Raw genomic sequence first — 16,632 nt, 5'->3', positions numbered from 1 at the left:
AGGAGAACATCATGATCCGCAAACTCGACAACAAAATCGCCCTGATCACCGGCGCCACCAGCGGCATCGGCCTGGCCACCGCCAAGCGCTTCGCCCTCGAAGGCGCGCAAGTGATCGTCACCGGACGCCGCCAGGCCGAACTGGATGCCGCGGTGGACGCCATCGGCCACGACGCCTTGGGCCTGCGCGTCGATTCCAGCAGGCTGGGCGATCTCGACAAGCTGTACGACGAGATCCGCGAACGCTACGGCCGCATCGACGTCCTGTTCGCGAATGCCGGCGGCGGCTCGATGCTGCCGATCGGCGAGATCACCGAAGAGCAGTTCGACGACACCTTCGGCCGCAACGTGAAGGGCACCCTGTTCACCGTGCAGAAGGCCCTGCCGCTGCTGTCGAAAGGCGCCTCGGTGATCATGACCGGCTCCACCGCCGGCAGCTCCGGGACTCCGGCCTTCAGCGTCTACGCCGCCAGCAAGGCCGCGGTGCGCGCCTTCGCCCGCAACTGGATCCTCGACCTGAAGGACCGCGCCATCCGCATCAACACCATCAGCCCGGGCGCCACCCGCACCCCCGGCCTGGTCGAACTGGCCGGCGACGACGCCCGGCAGCAGCAAGGCCTGCTCGACTACATGGCCTCGCAGATCCCGCTGGGCCGCGTCGGCGAGCCGGACGAGATCGCGAAAGCCGCGGTGTTCCTTGCATCCGACGACGCCTCCTTCGTCAATGGCGCCGAACTCTTCGTCGACGGTGGCCAGGCCCAGATCTGATCCGCGTGCGTCGCCGAAACGGCCCGGCTGGCATCATGTGCGGAATTTCTCGGGGAGGACCGCATGTGGTGGGAGCAGAGCTGGCGCACGATACAGGAGGAATTCTCGGACCTCGGCAACGCCGAAGACATCACCCGCGTGGTCGTGCGCCTGATCGTCGCGGTGGGACTCGGCGGCCTGCTCGGCTACGAGCGCGAGTCGGTCGGCGCCTCGGCCGGGCAGCGCACCCACATGCTGGTGGCGCTCGGCTCGGCGCTGTTCATCCTGATTCCGCTGCAGGCCGGCATGCGGACCGAGGACCTGTCGCGGGTGCTGCAGGGCGTGACGGCGGGGATCGGCTTCCTCGGCGCCGGCGCCATCCTCAAGCTGCGCGAACGGAACGATATCAAGGGCCTGACCACGGCCGCCAGCGTGTGGCTGACCGCCGCCATCGGGGTGGCGGCCGGGATGGGCCGCGAGACCACGGCGGTGGTCAGCGCGGTGTTCGCCTTCGTGATCCTGTCCCTGCTGCGGCGCAAGGACAAGGAGTAGGCGGCGCCGCTCAGGCGCCGTAGGGCAGGTAGGCGATCCCGTCCTGCATCTGCCCGACCAGCAGGGCGTGCAGTTCCGTGCCCTCGCTGACGCCGGCCAGCACCTGGCCTTCGGTCGCGCCGTTCTTCAGCACCTGCAGCCAGTAAGCGTAGCCGGCCGGATCCGGCGCCCGGTGCAGCATGTGCTCGTAGACCTTGGTCAGGAAGTCCTCGGCACTGCGGGTGGCGCCGTACATCTTCGTGAATTCGGTGTCCTTCGTGAACGCCGTCGCCACGTCCACCAGCGAAGCGCCGCGGTCCATCACGCCGAGCCAGTAGCCCAGGCCCGCCAGGTCGGGCACGCGGTCGAAGGCGGCCGCGTACAACTGGTAGGCCTGGCCGGCGACGCCGTCGGTGTCGAAGGCCAGCGCGCCGTCGGCGAACAGCAGGCGCTCGATGCCGGCAAGGGTGTCGCTGCCTTCGGCGCCGCTCTTGTCGGTGACGGTCATGCCGGCCTCGTTGCGCGCGATCGTGTAGCCGTCCCGCGCGCCCGCATACACCGCCGTGTCGAGGCCCGCGCCGCCGTCGAGGCGGTCGTCGCCGCCGGCGCCGCCCAGCGTGTCGTTGCCGGCGCCACCGGCGATGCTGTTGGCCACCGCATTGCCGGTGATCCTGTCGTTACCCGCGCCGCCGATCGCGTTCTCGATCACCGAGCCGATGTCGATCGTGATCTGGCCGCGCGCGGTGATGGTCGCCGCCTTGGTGCCGGCATAGCTCCAGTAGCCCGCTTCCAGCGACAGGGTCAGGTTTTCGGTCTGGGCCGAACCGTCGATGGTGTCGTTGCCGCCGCCGTCGCCGATCATGAGGTAGTCGCGGCCGATGGTGTAGCGGGTGTCGCCGCCGTGGTAGTTACTGGCCGGGCCGTACAGATACTGCAGGGCCGCGACGTCGAGGGGGCTGAACTGGCCGGGATTGCGCTCGATGCCGGTGTAGCTCATCACCGTGTACAGTACATGGTCTTCCGACTGCGGCAGGTAGGGGCCGGGACCGCTGTTGCCGGTCGCGTCGGCGTCGGCGAAGGGATGCTTGAGGCCCAGCGCGTGGCCGATCTCGTGGGTGACCACCCGCATGAATTCGGCGCCTCTGTCGAGATTCGGCGAGAGCGCCAGCTGGGTGGAGTCGACCATCACCCGCGACCCCGCCCGGGTCGGCTGCAGCGTATAGCCGTAGCCGGCCGAATCTTCCTGCTGGTTGTTGGCGAAGACGATGGTGCCGAGCGCTTCGGTGTCGGTGGTCTCGACGAAGTGCACGTTGATCAAGGTCTCGATGTAGGCCAGCACCGCCTTGGTGTACGTGATCTGGTCGGCGTTGAAAGGCTTGAATCCGTTCTTGTCGTCGTCGTCGAAGAAGCTCGGCGAGGTCTGCGCGAAGGCATAGCCGATGACGCGATTGCCGCCGAGGACGCCGTCGAGGAAGGGGGCGCCGTCGAACACGAGGGCATCGATCCAGTAGGGCAGCTTCTGCACGCCGGGCGCCCAGGTCCAGTCCTCGATGTCGGGATTGGTCTTGTACCAGTCGGCGTGGATGGTGCCGCTGTCGTGGCCGCCGAGGTCGAGCACCAGGTCGCGGCGGTCGTGGATCTCGTAGTGGTCGTCGCCCTTGCCGCCGACCATGATATTCAGGCCGCTGCCGCCGTCGAAGCTGTCGTTGCCGCCCTGGCCGAACAGCAGGTCGTCGCCGTCGCCGCCCAGCAGGGTGTCGTTGCCGCTGCCGCCGACCAGGTAGTCGTCGCCGGGGCCGCCGTCGAGCAGGTCGTTGCCGCCGTTGCCGATGAGGTCATCGTCGCCGGCGCCGCCGTGGATGTCCTCGTCGGACAGCGTGCCCTTCAGGGTGTCGTTGGCGGGCGTGCCGTCGATGCGGATCGAACCGCTGAGGTTTGCGGATATGGCCACGGCGTCTCCTTGCTGGGAAACCGACACGATACCGTATTGCCATATGGGAAAGATGCGCGCTTTCTCACCGCGCGCACCCGATCAGTCGCGGTCCGGCGCGCCCAGCGGGAACAGGGGACGGTAGGGGCGCGCCTCTTCCACCGCGCGGGCGAAGGAGGGCCGGCCGAGCAGGCGCGAACGGTAGGCGCGCAGCACCGGGTAGTCGGCGGAGATGGGGTGAACCCAGTCGGCGTAGAACAGCGAGGGCGCGGCGGCGCAGTCGGCCAGGCTGAACCCGTCGCCCGCGGCCCAGGTCCGGCCTTCGAGCCGCTGTTCCAGCCAGGCATAGGCCCACTCCAGCTTTTCGGCCGCATGCGCCAGGCCTTCGCGGCGCTTGTCCGGATCGCCGCTCAGGGCGCCGCCCACCGCGTGCTGGACCGGCGACATCACGTGCAGGTCGAAGAAGCGGTCGAGGAAGCGGACGTCCAGCGCGGCCATCGCATCGGCCGGCAGCAGGCGCACCGGTCCCGGATTGGCCAGCTGCAGGTATTCGATGATGATGCTGGTCTCGGCCACGTCGCGCTCGCCGTCCACCAGCAGCGGGAACTTGCGCAGCGGCCAGCGGCGCAGCCATTCGCCCACATGCTGCGGCGTGTCCGGCCCGATGCAGCGGAACTCGAATGGCAGGGCATTTTCGTACAGTGCGATCAGCACTTTCTGGGTGTATGAAGAAAAGGGATGACCGTAGAGGGCGAGCGACATGGTTGGACCGCTTTCATCAGTGAGGTGGGTGGGATACCACTTGCGAAATGCAAGTGGATAAAAGATACTTTATCATCTTGCACATTGCAAGCAGATTGTGTGGGAGAAGGCGATGTCACAGGCAAGCCGGTCGGGCTGTCCGATCAACCTGACGCTCGAACAGCTGGGCGACCGCTGGAGCCTGATCGTCATCCGCGACCTCATGTTCGGGAACCGGCGCACGTATGGCGACCTGCTTGCGCAGAGCGAGGAGGGCATCGCGTCGAACATCCTGGCCGACCGCCTCAAGCGGCTGGTGGCCGCCGGCCTGCTGACGCGGCGGCCGGACCCCCAGCACAGGCAGAAAGGCATCTATAGCCTGACGGAGCCGGCCATCCAGCTGCTCCCCCTGCTGGCGCAGATGGCGGCCTGGGGCCGGCGGCACACGGCTGCCAGCCATGAGCTGTCGGTACGCGCGGAGTTGCTGGAGCAGGGCGGGCCGGCGCTGTGGGAGGCCTTCATGGAAGAACTGCGGCACCTGCACCTCGGCGCACCGCGTCCGCAACGCTCGGTGTTCGGCGAGCTGCAGGCGGCGTACGAGAATGCAATGCGTTAGACTGGCTTTTTTAACAAGGGAGACAGGACATGAAGCGTTTGACCGCGGCGGATTTCGACCCCGAAGTACTGAAGCTTTTCGACGGCTACGTGCACGGCCGCCTGTCGCGCCGCGATTTCCTCGCGCGGGCCGGACGCTATGCGGTGGGCGGCGCGACCGCCACCACCCTGCTGGCGCAGCTGTCTCCTTCGTTCGCGGCGCCGCTGGCGGCCGCCGGCGACGCCCGCATCAAGACCAGCTACCAGGAGTTTCCGTCGCCGCAGGGCTACGGCACGGTGCGCGGCTACCTGGCGATGCCGGCGAACGCCAAGGGCAAGCTGCCGACGATCCTGGTGGTGCACGAAAACCGCGGCCTGAACCCGCACATCGAAGACATCGCGCGCCGCCTGGCGCTCGAGGGCTTCATCGCCTACGCCCCGGACGCGCTGGCCCCGCTGGGCGGCTATCCCGGCGACGAGGACAAGGCCCGGGCCCTGTTCCCCAAGCTGGACCAGGCCAGGACCCGCGCCGATTTCGTCGCCGCCGCGCATGCGCTGGCCACGCTGCCGCAGGGGACGGGCAAGGTCGGCGTGGTCGGCTTCTGCTGGGGCGGCGGCATTGCGAATTACCTGGCCACCCAGATCCCCGACCTGGCGGCCGCCGTGCCCTTCTACGGCTCGCAGCCGCAAGCCGCCGACGTCGCCCGCATCCGCGCGCCGCTGATGATCCACGACGCCGGCAAGGACGAGCGCATCCTGGCCGGCTGGCCCGCCTACGAGGCTGCGCTGCAGGCCAACAAGGTGCACTACCAGCACTTCGTCTACGCCGGCGCCGAGCACGGCTTCAACAACGACACCACGCCGCGCTACGACGAGGCGGCGGCCAAGCTGGCGTGGGGCAGGACGGTCGCCTTCTTCAAGGAAAAGCTGGGCTGAAACGGCAGAAATCCCCCTTGCCGGGGGGAAGCTTTTTGGGGTGCGATTTGTTTCAATGATGTCTTTCAAATATCACTTTTGATTGGACGTTTCATGACACTTCGCACCCTGAGTATCGGCCTGTTCTGCGCCGCATCCCTGCTGTCCGGCACCAGCCAGGCAAGCCTGCTGATCGACGCCAGCAAGTCTTCCACCTACTCCACCAGCCACGGCGCTTCCAATTACACGTCCGGCACCGCGTTCACGGTCACGGACGCCATCACCATCGACGGCCTGGGCTGGATGGATGCCGAAGGCGACGGCCTCACCGGCAGCCACACGGTGGGATTGTGGAACGAGCAGGGCACGCTGCTGGCCAGCGTCACCGTCGACAGTGCCAGCACCCGCGTGCCGAGCGCGCAGGGAACGGCGATCTGGTACCTGACTGAACTGGACGACCTGGTGCTCACCAAAGGTACTTATCGCGTGGCCGGCACCATGAAGACCGATGCCACCGACTACCTGAACGGCATCGTCGGGAATGGCGTGGGCGTGGTCCCCGGCTATGTCCGCAGCGGCCTCGGTATGGGCTTCTCGAATCCCAACGAAGCCTACGGCCAGAATTTCCTCCACGCGACGGTGTCCAGCCACCAGTTCGACCCGCCGCCGGCGCAGGTGCCCGAGCCGGCCTCGCTGGGTTTATTGTGCCTGGGTGCGGGAATGCTGGCCGCGATGCGCAGGTGGGTTCGCCAAGCCAGGGCTTAAAAAGCAAAGGCGCCCGGCCGTTGTAAATATACCGCTCATCCACATAAGGTCGATTGCCAGCGTAATCAGGCAGGCGCATCATTTTCAGACCGCTGTGGAGGTGCTTATGCCGCTCGTCCAGCTGCCCGCTCTGTCGTGGAAAGTCTTGATTGCCATTCTGACGCTGGGGATGGCCGCACTGGTGGGCGTCGAGGCATATAACGGCACCCGGGTCCTGTTGAACGGCGAAGTCGGCTATACCGGTATCGACATGCTCGGCCGCTACGGCGCCGCGCCCGACGGCGGCGGCAGCTATACAATCAAGATCGACGAGCCTCATGCCGACTCTCCTGCAGCGGGCGCCAAACCGCCCTTGCGCGGCGGTGACCATATCCGTTTCGCACACCTCCTGGATCGCTGGCGCGTATTCCACGCGAACGAAGCGGTCGCGCTGAGCAAGGTGCACGATACGCGGCCCGATGCGGGCAAAGTCGATGCGCTCACCATCGAGGCCAAACCCGGGATTTTGACGGCCATGGGGCTGGTCGATTACTGGGGACGGTTGACGATCAGCATATTCGCTTTGTCGTTCGCGCTGCTGATAGCGCTGCGCAAGCCGGTCGGCTACGCCTACCGTTGCCTGGCCATGATGTTCCTGATGCTGGGCAGCTCCTTGTTCTATTCCTTCACCCTGGCGCCGCCCGGTCTCCTTGCGACCTTGGCTAAAGTGGTGCAGCTGACGGTCTTTGACCTGATCCTGTTTTGCTACATCGGCTTCGTCATGCATTACCAGGATTACGCCTCGACCCGGTTGCGGCGCTGGCTGCGCGCCTTCGCGCCGGCGTACCAAGGATTTGCCTTGGCGGGAGCGGTTTTCGCCTTTGTTTTCGCCTGCGGCTACGACATGCCTTTCCTGTCGGGCTATACACAGGCTCTGCTTTGCGGCGGCGTTGCCCTGGCCCTGCTCAGTCTCGTCGACGGCTGGCGCAACAGTACTGGTGACATCCGCCAGCGCCACCTGTGGCTGCTTGTTGCGCTGAGCTTCGGCAGTGTTCCACCCTTGCTTACCACTGTTCCAATACTGCAAGCCATCGGCTTCGGCGCCAGTGTGCGGATCGTGACCTTCATTGCCGGCCAGTTGGCGATGTACGTGATGTTGCTCTACGCCACACTGCGACATCGCGTGTTCGATTTCGGTTACGTGATGAGCCGGCTGACGGTAAAGGGGATAAGCAGTTTCCTGCTGCTGGCGCTCTTCCTGGTGCTCCAGTCGCTGGCAGATGATATCGTTGACGCCAAATTGCTACCCGGCCGTCACCCACAGTGGTGGACAGAGATAATTGAAGCGGTGCCTGCCATTGTGGTCTACCTGGTGTTCCATCTGACGCACGAAAAGCTCAAGCAGGGCCTCGGCCACCTGCTTCTGCGGCGCTGGGAAGCCAACGAGAAGCAACTGCATGCCTATGTTGCCGGTGCCAGTCGAATCACCGAAGTGCCTAGCTTGCTGGCCTCGTTGCTGGCCGAACTCGATCGGTTCAGCGAACAGGCTGGTTCGGCGGTTTACCTGCGACGGCACGACTGCGACTTCGAATTGGCCGGTGCAACGCTGGCGGGTGTTCCGGCCAGCTATGGCGCCAACGATGAGCTGGTGGTCGCGCTGTGCGGCGACCAGGCGCCGGTAGGCAATGAGACGCTGGCGGACGTCGGCATCGACCTGGCTTTGCCGATGTGCCGGCGCGGCGTTTTGCTGGGTTTCGTCCTCATGGGGTGCAAAGCCGGCGGTGCCGGGTACCGCCGGGACGAAGTCGATGCGCTTGCCAAGGCGGTCAACCAGATCGGGTTGGACTTGCGCACGCTGTATATCGCGGAACTCGAACGCAAGGCACGCGCGCTGGAAGTGGAGAACGTGCGCCAGCGTGCTGCCTTGCTGACGATGCTGGGCCGGCGATCCGCGCATTTGCAGCACTCAGGCATGGAGGCAGCTCAATGATACTTCCTTCCTTGTCCACGACGGCCTGGAAGCGCCTGATCGCCCTGTTGGTGGCGAGCGTCGTGGTTCTGCTGTACGGTGAGATCGGCAGCGCATTCGGACCGCTGCGCAGCGGCTATCAAGGCGATATCGGTATCGAATTCGATGGCGCTGGCCACCTCGGCCCATGGGGTCACGACAAGCACCGCCTGTGTGTCCTTGAACCAGACCCGCAACAGTTGGGGAAAAACAGGTGCTCCGGACGAGAGATCGTCTTCGAACGTCCGCTCGATCGCTGGCGCAGGTTCGGCATTGGCGAACCGGTAACGCTGCGCATGTACGACGCCGGCCAGGTACGCACAGTTACGATCAGGGCGCAAGCGGTACGCGTGCCATTTGCCGACTATTTCGACTTCTTGGGACGCTTCTTGCTGAGCGTCCCCGCCCTGTTGTTCTGTCTGATGATCGGCTGGCTCAAGCCTGTGGAACGCAGCTACCGCCAGCTTGCGCTGTGTTTCCTGGTCCTGAGTCTGAACGCCTTCTACACATTCAACTACTTGTCGGGACCGTTATTTGCTGCAGGTAAGCTCATCAACATGATGAGCTATGGCTTGATCTGGTACTTCGTCGCCAGCTTCGCGTTGGCCTATCAGCCCTACGATCCAACGCCACTCCGTCGCTTGTTGCGGCGCATTTTTCCCTGGTACCGGATGCTGGCGATCGCCGGCAGCGCATACGCCTTGTGGTTTGGACTGGGGAAAGATGCGCCAGGACTGTCGCTACTGGTCCAGGCCTGCGTCGCAGGTGGTTTGGCGCTCGGCGTGGCCAGCCTGGTCGACGGCATGCGCCAATCACGCGGCAACCTGCGCATACGCCACAAGTGGCTGCTGCTGGCCTTCGCTTGCGGAGCCTTGCCTTCGGCCCTGACACAGGTGCCCATGCTGGACGCCGGTTACCGCGATGTACATTTCACCGTCATGGCCAGCTTCGGCGGTCTGCTGGTCATGTACTGCATCTTGTTCTATGCGGTTCTGCGCCATCGCGTCTTTGAATTCGACCCGCATACACTGTCAAGCCAGATAACGGTGGTAAGCGTCGCCAGTGTGCTGGTGCTTTTCCTGTTCGGTCTGGTCGACCACGAGATCGGTAAATTTCGGGGACCCGAGATGCCACTCGGGTTCATGCCCAGAGTGCTGGAGATATTGGTGATGCTGCCCGTGCTCTTCCTGCTTCACCACATTCATGACAAGGTTGAGCTATGGGTAGAACACATGTTGTTCCAGGCCGCCCATGAGCGCGACAAGGCGCTGCAGGAATTCGTGCGCCGTGCGGTTCATTTCACTTCGATCGACGCGCTGCTGGCCGCGCTGGTGACGGCCCTGGACCGTTTCAGCCGAGGCGCCGGGGCGGCGGTCTATCTGGCGCGCGATGGCGGCCTGCGGTTGGCAGTCTCTACCTTGCGACGGGCCCAGCCGGTGCTGGCACTGGACCCGATCCAGCGTGCAGCCCTCGAACGGGATCCCAACTGCAACTGCCTTGAAGGCGTTTCCGAATTGGGTGAGCTGGTTTTACCGATGTGCCACCGCGGCGCTCTGCATGGGGTGGTCGTGATGGGTCTCAAAAGCGGCAAGGATGGCTACCGGCCGAACGAGCGCAATCTGCTGGCCTATGCCGTCCAGCAGGTCGGCCTGGACCTCGATACGATGCATGTCGATGAACTGGAAGCGCACATCGACACGCTGACACGCGAAACGCAATTGCAGGAGTCGGAACTGCGATTGGTTGCCGGACGGCGCCATAGCGTGCGCCAGGCAATCGGCGCAGTTGCGGGTGGCGCATCGTTTTGATTCAGTAAAAAAAATGCCAGTGAGCTTAGCTGACTGGCATTGATCCGAAGGCGCTTTTTACTGCTGCGCCGGCAAATTACACGTAAGCCGCCAGCGCCGTTTTCATTTTCTTCAGCGCCGCCGTTTCGATCTGGCGGATGCGTTCGGCCGACACGCCGAACTCTTCGGCCAGCGTGTGCAGGGTCGCGCCCGAGCCGTCGTCGTTGGCCAGCCAGCGTGCTTCCACGATGCGGCGCGAACGCGGGTCCAGCTTGCCCAGGGCGGTTTCCAGGCCTTCCGACTGCAGGCGCACCGTGTCGTTGGCTTCCAGCACCTTGGTCGGCTCCTGCTGGTCCGAGGACAGGTAGGCGATCGGCGAGAACTTGTCGTCTTCGTCGTCGGTCGGCGCTTCCAGCGCGATGTCGCGGCCCGACAGGCGGGTTTCCATCTCGACCACTTCTTCGCGCTTGACGCCCAGCATCTGGGCCATGTCGGCCACCTGTTGCGGCGACATGGCATCCAGGCCCACTTTGTTGCTGCGCAGGTTGAAGAACAGCTTGCGCTGGGCCTTGGTCGTCGCGACCTTCACCAGGCGCCAGTTCTTCAGGATGTATTCGTGCATCTCGGCCTTGATCCAGTGCATGGCGTACGACACCAGGCGCACGCCCTGGTTCGGGTCGAAGCGCTTCACTGCCTTCATCAGGCCGATATTGCCTTCCTGGATCAGGTCGGCGTGCGGGAGACCATAGCCGAGGTAGCCGCGTGCGATCGAGACCACCAGGCGCAGGTGCGACATCACCAGCTTCTGCGCGGCGTCCAGGTCATTCTTGTCCCGCAAGCTCTTTGCCAGCGAGACCTCTTCCTCGTGGGACAGCATCGGCAGACGGTTGACGGCCGAGATATAGGCGTCGATGTTGCCGAGATTGCCAGTGAAACCCAGTCCCAGAGCACGGGTGCCAGCGGGAACCAATGCGGATTGTGCGGACATAGTCATTTTCCCTCGTAGAATAATCTGTGCTGCATCGTCAATTTGACCGCAAAATCGCCCCGAAGGCGCAAATTTTACGGTTTGTTACGGGATGCGAACGGTGTGCTCTTGAGCCACTTCCGTTGAGTACTGACGTAATATTAGCACTCTCTTGAGGTGAGTGCTAGCCGCCACCATATCCCCGACGACGTCCTTAAGTCCTGCTAAAGTATTGCTCTAAAGAATTGATTTTGTGGCTTTGGTTCAACTGTAGAGCAGGTGAGAGCGCTACGGTTGACGGAGGTCAAACGTGACGCTCTTACGATTTGAACTTGGTAGAAGACAGGTTAGGCCCCCACATGATATGGGGTCTGTGAAGTGGCGCACTTACGTTTGTAGGCGTATTCCCCGCCTCGGCCGCGGTTTTTTCTGGCGAACAGCGGCCGAGTTAGCGAAAGAATAATTAATTCAGGCGCGCCAGATGCCGCTGCACCGACAGCATCGCGCCCACCAGCCCGAGTCCGGCGCTGATGGCAAGCAAGCCTGCCAAACCCAGCGCCGACAAGGGCACGAGCTGGAATTCGGATGCGTACAGGCGGGCGAACTCGGCGATGGACGCGTTCAGCGGACGCAGGGCCAGCGCCACCGCACCCAGCGCCACCGTGCCGGCGCACAGGCCGAGCAGGGCGCCCGTGTAGTAGAAGGGGCGGTGGATGAAGTTGTCGGTCGCGCCCAGCAGCTTGGAGACGGCGATCTCGTCGCGCTGGGTCAGTACCTGCAGGCGGATGGTGTTGAACACCACCGCGATCACGACCACGCCGAGGGTGATCGCCAGCAGCAGCAGCACCAGGCGCAGCACGCCCAGCAGGGCGGCCAGGCGCTTCACCCAGGCCGAGTCGACCTGCACCGAGTCCACGCCCGGCAGCGCCTGCAGCTGATCGGCGATGCCGTCGATGCGGGCAGCGTCGGCGCTGCTGGTAAAACCTTGCAGCTTCATCACGTAGCTGTCGGGCAGGGGATTGTCGCCCAGGGTCTCGATGACGTCGGCGAGGCCGCTCTTGGCCTTCAGGTTGTCCAGCGCCTGCTCGCGCGGCGTGAAGCTGATCTTCGCGTGGCTGCCGGCCAGGATGCGCTGCAGCTGCGGCGCCAGCGCCTGCGCCTGTTCGCGGGTGGCGTCCGTCTTCATGAACAGGCTGATCTCGGGATCGACCGAGAGCTGTTCCGACATCGGGCGCACGTTGTCGAGCAGGGTCAGGCCGGCGAAGGGCAGGGTCAGCGCCAGCGACACCACCAGCACGTTGAACAGGAAGCTGCCCGGCGACTTGCGCACCTGGGCAAAAGCGGCGCCGAGGGCGAAGCGGTGTTGGCGGAACCAGATGTTCATGCCGCACCTCCCACCAGCTGGCCATGCTCGAGGCGGATCACGCGCGCGGCGGCGTCCAGGATCTGTTCGTCGTGGGTCGAGATCATGCAGGTCACGCCGACGGCATTGAAGGCGCGTAAGGCGTCGATCACGCGGTCGGCCGCGGCGCGGTCGAGGTTCGCGGTCGGCTCGTCGGCCAGGATGATCTGCGGACGGTTGACGATGGCGCGGGCGATCGCCACGCGCTGCTGCTCGCCGCCGGACAGTTCCAGCGGCATCGCCTTGGCGCGGTCGAGCAGGCCGACCTTGTCGAGCGCGGCGCGGGCGCGCTGCTCGGCCTGGGCGGTCGATGCGCCGGTGACGATCAGCGGCAGCATCGTGTTGGCGAGGATGCTGCGGTCGTTCAGCAGGCGCTGCTGCTGGAAGATCACGCCCAGGTTACGCCGCAGGAAGGGCACGCCGGCCTTTTTGAGCTTGCCGATGTCCTGGCCGTTGACGACCACGCTGCCGTTGGTCGGACGCTCGACGGCGGCGATCATCTTGAGCAGGGTCGACTTGCCGGCGCCGGACGGGCCGGCGAGGTAGACCAGTTCGCCCTTGCCGATGCTGAACGAAACATCGTTCAGGGCAAGTGCGTCGGCGGAATATTTTTTGGAGACGGACTGGAATTCGATCATCTGGCCTTACCCCAGCAGCGCCTCGGCGAACTCGTCGGCACTGAAGGGTTGCAGGTCCTCCAGCTTTTCGCCCACGCCGATGAAGTACACCGGCACCGGGCGGGTGCGCGCGATGGCGGCCAGGATGCCGCCCTTGGCCGTGCCGTCCAGCTTGGTGATCACCAGGCCGGTCAGGTTCAGGGCGTCGTCGAAGGCCTTCACCTGGGCCAGCGCGTTCTGGCCGGTGTTGCCGTCGATGACCAGCAGGACTTCGTGCGGAGCGTCTTCCATGCCCTTGCCGATCACGCGCTTGATCTTCTTGAGCTCTTCCATCAGGTGCAACTGGGTCGGCAGGCGGCCGGCGGTGTCGACCATGACCACGTCGACGCCGCGCGCGCGGCCCGACTGCACCGCGTCGAAGGCGACCGCGGCCGGGTCGCCCGAAGCTTGCGAGATCACGGTGACGTTGTTGCGCTGGCCCCAGACCATCAGTTGCTCGCGGGCAGCGGCGCGGAAGGTGTCGCCGGCGGCCAGCAGCACCGACTGTTCGAAGCGCTGCATGTGCTTGGCCAGCTTGCCGATGGTGGTGGTCTTGCCGGCGCCGTTGACGCCGGCGATCATCATCACCAGCGGCTCGTGGCGGCCGAGTTCGAGCGGCTTTTCCAGCGGACGCAGCAGGTCGACCATCAGCTCCTTCAGCGCGGCCTTGACGGCGGCGGCGTCGAGCAGCTTGTCTTCCTTGACCTTGCGGCGCAGGTTGTCCAGCAGATACTGGGTGGCGTCCATGCCGGCGTCCGACATCAGCAGGGCCGATTCCAGCTCTTCGTACAGGTCTTCGTCGATGCGCGCGCCGACGAACAGCAGGGACAGGTTGCTCGACGTCTTGGACAGGCCGGCCTTCAGGCGCGCCATCCAGGATTTCTTTTTCTCGGCCTCGTTGCCCGGACGCTCGGCGGTCTCGGGGAAGAGCTGGCCTTCGTAGCCGTTCGACATGACGGCGGCCTGCTCGGCAATCTGGGTGGCGACGGGATCGGGAACCTCGGCCTCGCGCGCGGCAGGCGCTTCCGGCTCGGACTCGGCCGCGGTCTCGGGGGCGGTCTCGGGTGCGGGAACGAAGGTGTCGTCGCTGGCGCCGAACAGGCGGCGCAGGAAGCCCGGCTGGGCGGGCGCTTCCGCAGGCGCTTCGGCGGCCGTGGACGGTTCGGCAGCAGCGGACTCGGTCTGGACAGGCGTCTCGGCTTCAGGCTTTTTCTTTTTGAAGAAACTAAACATGGATGTAGTCGGGGAGGGGAACTGCATGCATATGCCCGATAATTCCGGGCATGTCAACGATCACGGTATTCTACCAGAGCGTTGCGGCAAAGCCTCTTCCATACCGGCCGCCCGCCTAACCCGAAATACGGACGCCAGATGTGCGACGCCTCATCTATATTGTCGCTAGAATGCCGCTCATCAGTTCGTATATCAATACGTTTGCTGGAAAAACGGCGGCGAATCATATAGATTGCGAATGTCTATAAAAGAATCCTTCCCCAAGGGCTCATCGTGAAGATCCTGTCCAGGTACCTCAAGCGGCTTATTTCCGGAGACGAAGTTACCGGCGGTAACGCAGCCTCGCTGCGCAATATCGTCGTCTGGGTATTCATTGCGCTGGTGGCTGCTTTCCTGACCCATCCTTCGGGTCCGCGCAGCGCGCTGGATACGCCGGTGCCCTGGCCGGCGGAGCTGGGGTTGGACAACCCTGGGATTTAGCCAGCCTAAGCACGTCGTTCCGGCGCCCTAAAACGCCAACGGCCCTTATTTCTTGGCCGCCTCGGCATTCTTCCGAATCGTCTCCAGCGTCGCCCCCGGCGTAATCAGATTGCCGTCATAACGCAGCTCGATCACCGCCGGCAGCTTCTTCTCGTTCGTGAACGCCACCGCGCGCTGTAAAGCCGGCGCGAAGTCGGCGGTTTTCAAGACGACTTCCCCCTGGCCGCCATAGGCCTCGGCCAGCGCCGCGAAGTCCGGATTGTGCAGCTCGGTGCCTGACACGCGGCCCGGATACTCGCGTTCCTGGTGCATGCGGATGGTGCCGAACATATTGTTGTTGAAGACGATCAGGATCAGGCCGGCGCGGTACTGCACGGCGGTCGCCAGTTCCTGGCCGGTCATCATGAATTCGCCGTCGCCGGCAAAGGTGACGACGGTGCGCTGCGGGTCGACGATCTTCGCCGCGACGCCGGCCGGCACGCCATAGCCCATCGCGCCGCTGGTCGGCGCCAGCTGGGTGCGCATCGCGCCGTAGCGCCAGAAACGGTGTGCCCAGGTCGCGTAGTTGCCGGCGCCGTTGGTGATGATGGTGTCGTGGGGCAGGGCCGCCTGCAGGTCCTGTACCAGCTGCCAGAGATCGAGCGGAGGGCGGGATGAATGCGTGCCATCCTGGAAGATAGCCGGCTGCTGCTGCCAGGCGCGCAGCTCGGCCCTGGCCTCCTCGATCGTGTGGCGCCAGGCGGACGAATCCACCGGCTCCATCGCCGCGAGCATGCGCGCGGTTTCCGGCGCGCCGCCGGCGATCATCAGCTCGGCCTGGTAGACGCTGCCCAGTTCCTGAGGATCCGGGTGGATGTGCACCAGGCGCTGCTTCGGCACCGGCGACGTCAGCAGCGAATAACCGCTGGTCGTCATCTCGCCCAGGCGCGGGCCGAAGGCGATCAGGACGTCGGCCTCCTTCACGCGCGCGGCCAGCTTCGGATTGATGCCGATGCCGACGTCGCCGACGTAGTGCGGGTGCTCGTTGTCGAGCAGGTCCTGGAAGCGGAAGGCACAGGCCACCGGCAGGCCGTTCGCCTCGGCAAACTTGGTCACGTCGGCGCAGGCCTGCTCGTTCCAGGTGCCGCCGCCCAGCAGCAGCAGCGGCTTCGTCGCTTCCTTCAGCATGCCGCGCAGGGTGTCGATCTGGCTTGCCGCAGGCGAGGCCTGCACTGGCTGGTAGCGGCGGGTGTCCGCCACTTCCGCCTGCGCGATCAGCATGTCTTCCGGCAGCGCCAGCACCACCGGGCCCGGACGGCCGCTGGTCGCGACCTGGAAGGCGCGCGCGATGTATTCGGGGATGCGGTCGGCGCGGTCGATCTGCGCCACCCACTTGGCCATCTGGCCGTACATGCGGCGGTAGTCGATTTCCTGGAAGGCTTCGCGGTCCATGAAGTCGGTGCCGACCTGGCCGATGAAGAGGATCAGCGGCGTCGAATCCTGGAAGGCCGTGTGCACGCCGATCGAGGCATTGGTCGCGCCGGGGCCGCGGGTGACGAAGCAGATGCCGGGCTTGCCGGTCAGCTTGCCGTAGGCCTCGGCCATGAACGCCGCGCCGCCCTCCTGGCGGTTGATCACGAAGCGGATGTTCGAATCGTGCAGGGCGTCGAGCACGTCGAGGTAGCTTTCACCGGGGACGCCGAAGGCGGTGTCCACGCCGTGGACCTGGAGTGCATCGACCAGGATCTGGCCGCCGCTGCGGGAGGGGTGGGTCATGGTGCGTCATCCTTATAGATTTTGCTATCCGGACATTCTATGCGAGCGCTTCGGAGGCGGCTTTTGAAATGGCGACACAAAATTACAGAAATCGCAGAGGTGCTTCAGACGAAGCCGCCCGTGAGGCCGAAATAAGACAGGTG

15 protein-coding genes are annotated in these 16,632 nt (G+C 64.8%); 8 read left to right on the top strand and 7 right to left on the bottom strand.

Features of this window, described 5'->3' with window-relative positions:
• Positions 1 to 11: 11 nt before the first annotated feature.
• Together AC1DOP_RS04765 and AC1DOP_RS04760 are read left to right on the top strand one after the other, a co-directional pair.
• Positions 12 to 767 (top strand): SDR family NAD(P)-dependent oxidoreductase, encoded by a 756-nt coding sequence (locus tag AC1DOP_RS04765; RefSeq protein WP_442122185.1) that lies wholly within the window; start codon positions 12 to 14, stop codon positions 765 to 767.
• A gap of 63 nt (positions 768 to 830) precedes the next feature.
• On the top strand, positions 831 to 1,298 hold the full coding sequence (locus tag AC1DOP_RS04760; protein WP_442122186.1) for an MgtC/SapB family protein: 468 nt from the start codon (positions 831 to 833) through the stop codon (positions 1,296 to 1,298).
• 10 nt (positions 1,299 to 1,308) lie between these two features.
• Here the strand turns inward: AC1DOP_RS04760 and AC1DOP_RS04755 are convergent, their stop codons facing one another.
• Together AC1DOP_RS04755 and AC1DOP_RS04750 are read right to left on the bottom strand one after the other, a co-directional pair.
• A complete protein-coding gene (locus AC1DOP_RS04755) occupies positions 1,309 to 3,228 on the bottom strand; it encodes a DUF4214 domain-containing protein (RefSeq protein WP_477250070.1) in 1,920 nt (639 codons plus the stop codon).
• An 81-nt stretch (positions 3,229 to 3,309) separates the two neighbouring features.
• A complete protein-coding gene (locus AC1DOP_RS04750) occupies positions 3,310 to 3,969 on the bottom strand; it encodes a glutathione S-transferase family protein (protein ID WP_477250068.1) in 660 nt (219 codons plus the stop codon).
• Positions 3,970 to 4,081: 112 nt separating this feature from the next.
• Between AC1DOP_RS04750 and AC1DOP_RS04745 the strand changes: the two genes are divergently transcribed.
• The 5 genes from AC1DOP_RS04745 to AC1DOP_RS04725 all read left to right on the top strand — a co-directional run bounded on the left by AC1DOP_RS04745 (position 4,082) and on the right by AC1DOP_RS04725 (position 10,017).
• Positions 4,082 to 4,564 carry a winged helix-turn-helix transcriptional regulator gene (locus AC1DOP_RS04745; protein ID WP_477250066.1) on the top strand — a complete coding sequence of 161 codons (483 nt, stop codon included), beginning with the start codon at positions 4,082 to 4,084 and terminating at the stop codon, positions 4,562 to 4,564.
• 29 nt (positions 4,565 to 4,593) lie between these two features.
• A complete protein-coding gene (locus AC1DOP_RS04740; RefSeq protein ID WP_477250064.1) occupies positions 4,594 to 5,478 on the top strand; it encodes a dienelactone hydrolase family protein in 885 nt (294 codons plus the stop codon).
• 93 nt (positions 5,479 to 5,571) lie between these two features.
• Positions 5,572 to 6,222, top strand: a complete 651-nt coding sequence (locus AC1DOP_RS04735) for a DUF4082 domain-containing protein (protein ID WP_442122191.1) — start codon at positions 5,572 to 5,574, stop codon at positions 6,220 to 6,222.
• A gap of 106 nt (positions 6,223 to 6,328) precedes the next feature.
• Positions 6,329 to 8,191, top strand: a complete 1,863-nt coding sequence (locus AC1DOP_RS04730) for a hypothetical protein (RefSeq protein ID WP_477250062.1) — start codon at positions 6,329 to 6,331, stop codon at positions 8,189 to 8,191.
• Positions 8,188 to 10,017 (top strand): hypothetical protein, encoded by a 1,830-nt coding sequence (locus AC1DOP_RS04725; RefSeq protein ID WP_477250060.1) that lies wholly within the window; start codon positions 8,188 to 8,190, stop codon positions 10,015 to 10,017. The genes AC1DOP_RS04730 and AC1DOP_RS04725 overlap by 4 nt, the downstream gene beginning before the upstream one ends.
• A gap of 76 nt (positions 10,018 to 10,093) precedes the next feature.
• Here the strand turns inward: AC1DOP_RS04725 and rpoH are convergent, their stop codons facing one another.
• The 4 genes from rpoH to ftsY form a co-directional block, all read right to left on the bottom strand.
• A complete protein-coding gene (gene rpoH / locus AC1DOP_RS04720; RefSeq protein ID WP_442122194.1) occupies positions 10,094 to 10,984 on the bottom strand; it encodes an RNA polymerase sigma factor RpoH in 891 nt (296 codons plus the stop codon).
• 442 nt (positions 10,985 to 11,426) lie between these two features.
• Positions 11,427 to 12,347 carry a permease-like cell division protein FtsX gene (ftsX, locus tag AC1DOP_RS04715; protein ID WP_442122195.1) on the bottom strand — a complete coding sequence of 307 codons (921 nt, stop codon included), beginning with the start codon at positions 12,345 to 12,347 and terminating at the stop codon, positions 11,427 to 11,429.
• A complete protein-coding gene (locus AC1DOP_RS04710) occupies positions 12,344 to 13,003 on the bottom strand; it encodes a cell division ATP-binding protein FtsE (RefSeq protein WP_442122196.1) in 660 nt (219 codons plus the stop codon). The genes ftsX and AC1DOP_RS04710 overlap by 4 nt, the downstream gene beginning before the upstream one ends.
• A gap of 6 nt (positions 13,004 to 13,009) precedes the next feature.
• The gene (gene ftsY, locus AC1DOP_RS04705) at positions 13,010 to 14,254 is read right to left on the bottom strand and encodes a signal recognition particle-docking protein FtsY (protein WP_442122197.1); all 1,245 of its coding nucleotides are present in this window, start codon (positions 14,252 to 14,254) and stop codon (positions 13,010 to 13,012) included.
• A gap of 273 nt (positions 14,255 to 14,527) precedes the next feature.
• Between ftsY and AC1DOP_RS04700 the strand changes: the two genes are divergently transcribed.
• Positions 14,528 to 14,734, top strand: coding sequence for a hypothetical protein (locus AC1DOP_RS04700; RefSeq protein ID WP_442122198.1), 207 nt, complete (start codon positions 14,528 to 14,530; stop codon positions 14,732 to 14,734).
• Between the two features lie 45 nt (positions 14,735 to 14,779).
• On the opposite strand, the gene AC1DOP_RS04695 is transcribed toward AC1DOP_RS04700, so the two are convergent.
• On the bottom strand, positions 14,780 to 16,489 hold the full coding sequence (locus AC1DOP_RS04695) for a thiamine pyrophosphate-binding protein (RefSeq protein WP_477250057.1): 1,710 nt from the start codon (positions 16,487 to 16,489) through the stop codon (positions 14,780 to 14,782).
• Between the last annotated feature and the right edge of the window lie 143 nt (positions 16,490 to 16,632).

The sequence above is a fragment of the Massilia sp. 01N410 genome (assembly GCF_056399665.1).
The sequence above is the reverse complement of the archived record's forward strand: the minus strand, read 5'-3'. Positions and strand labels throughout refer to the sequence as shown.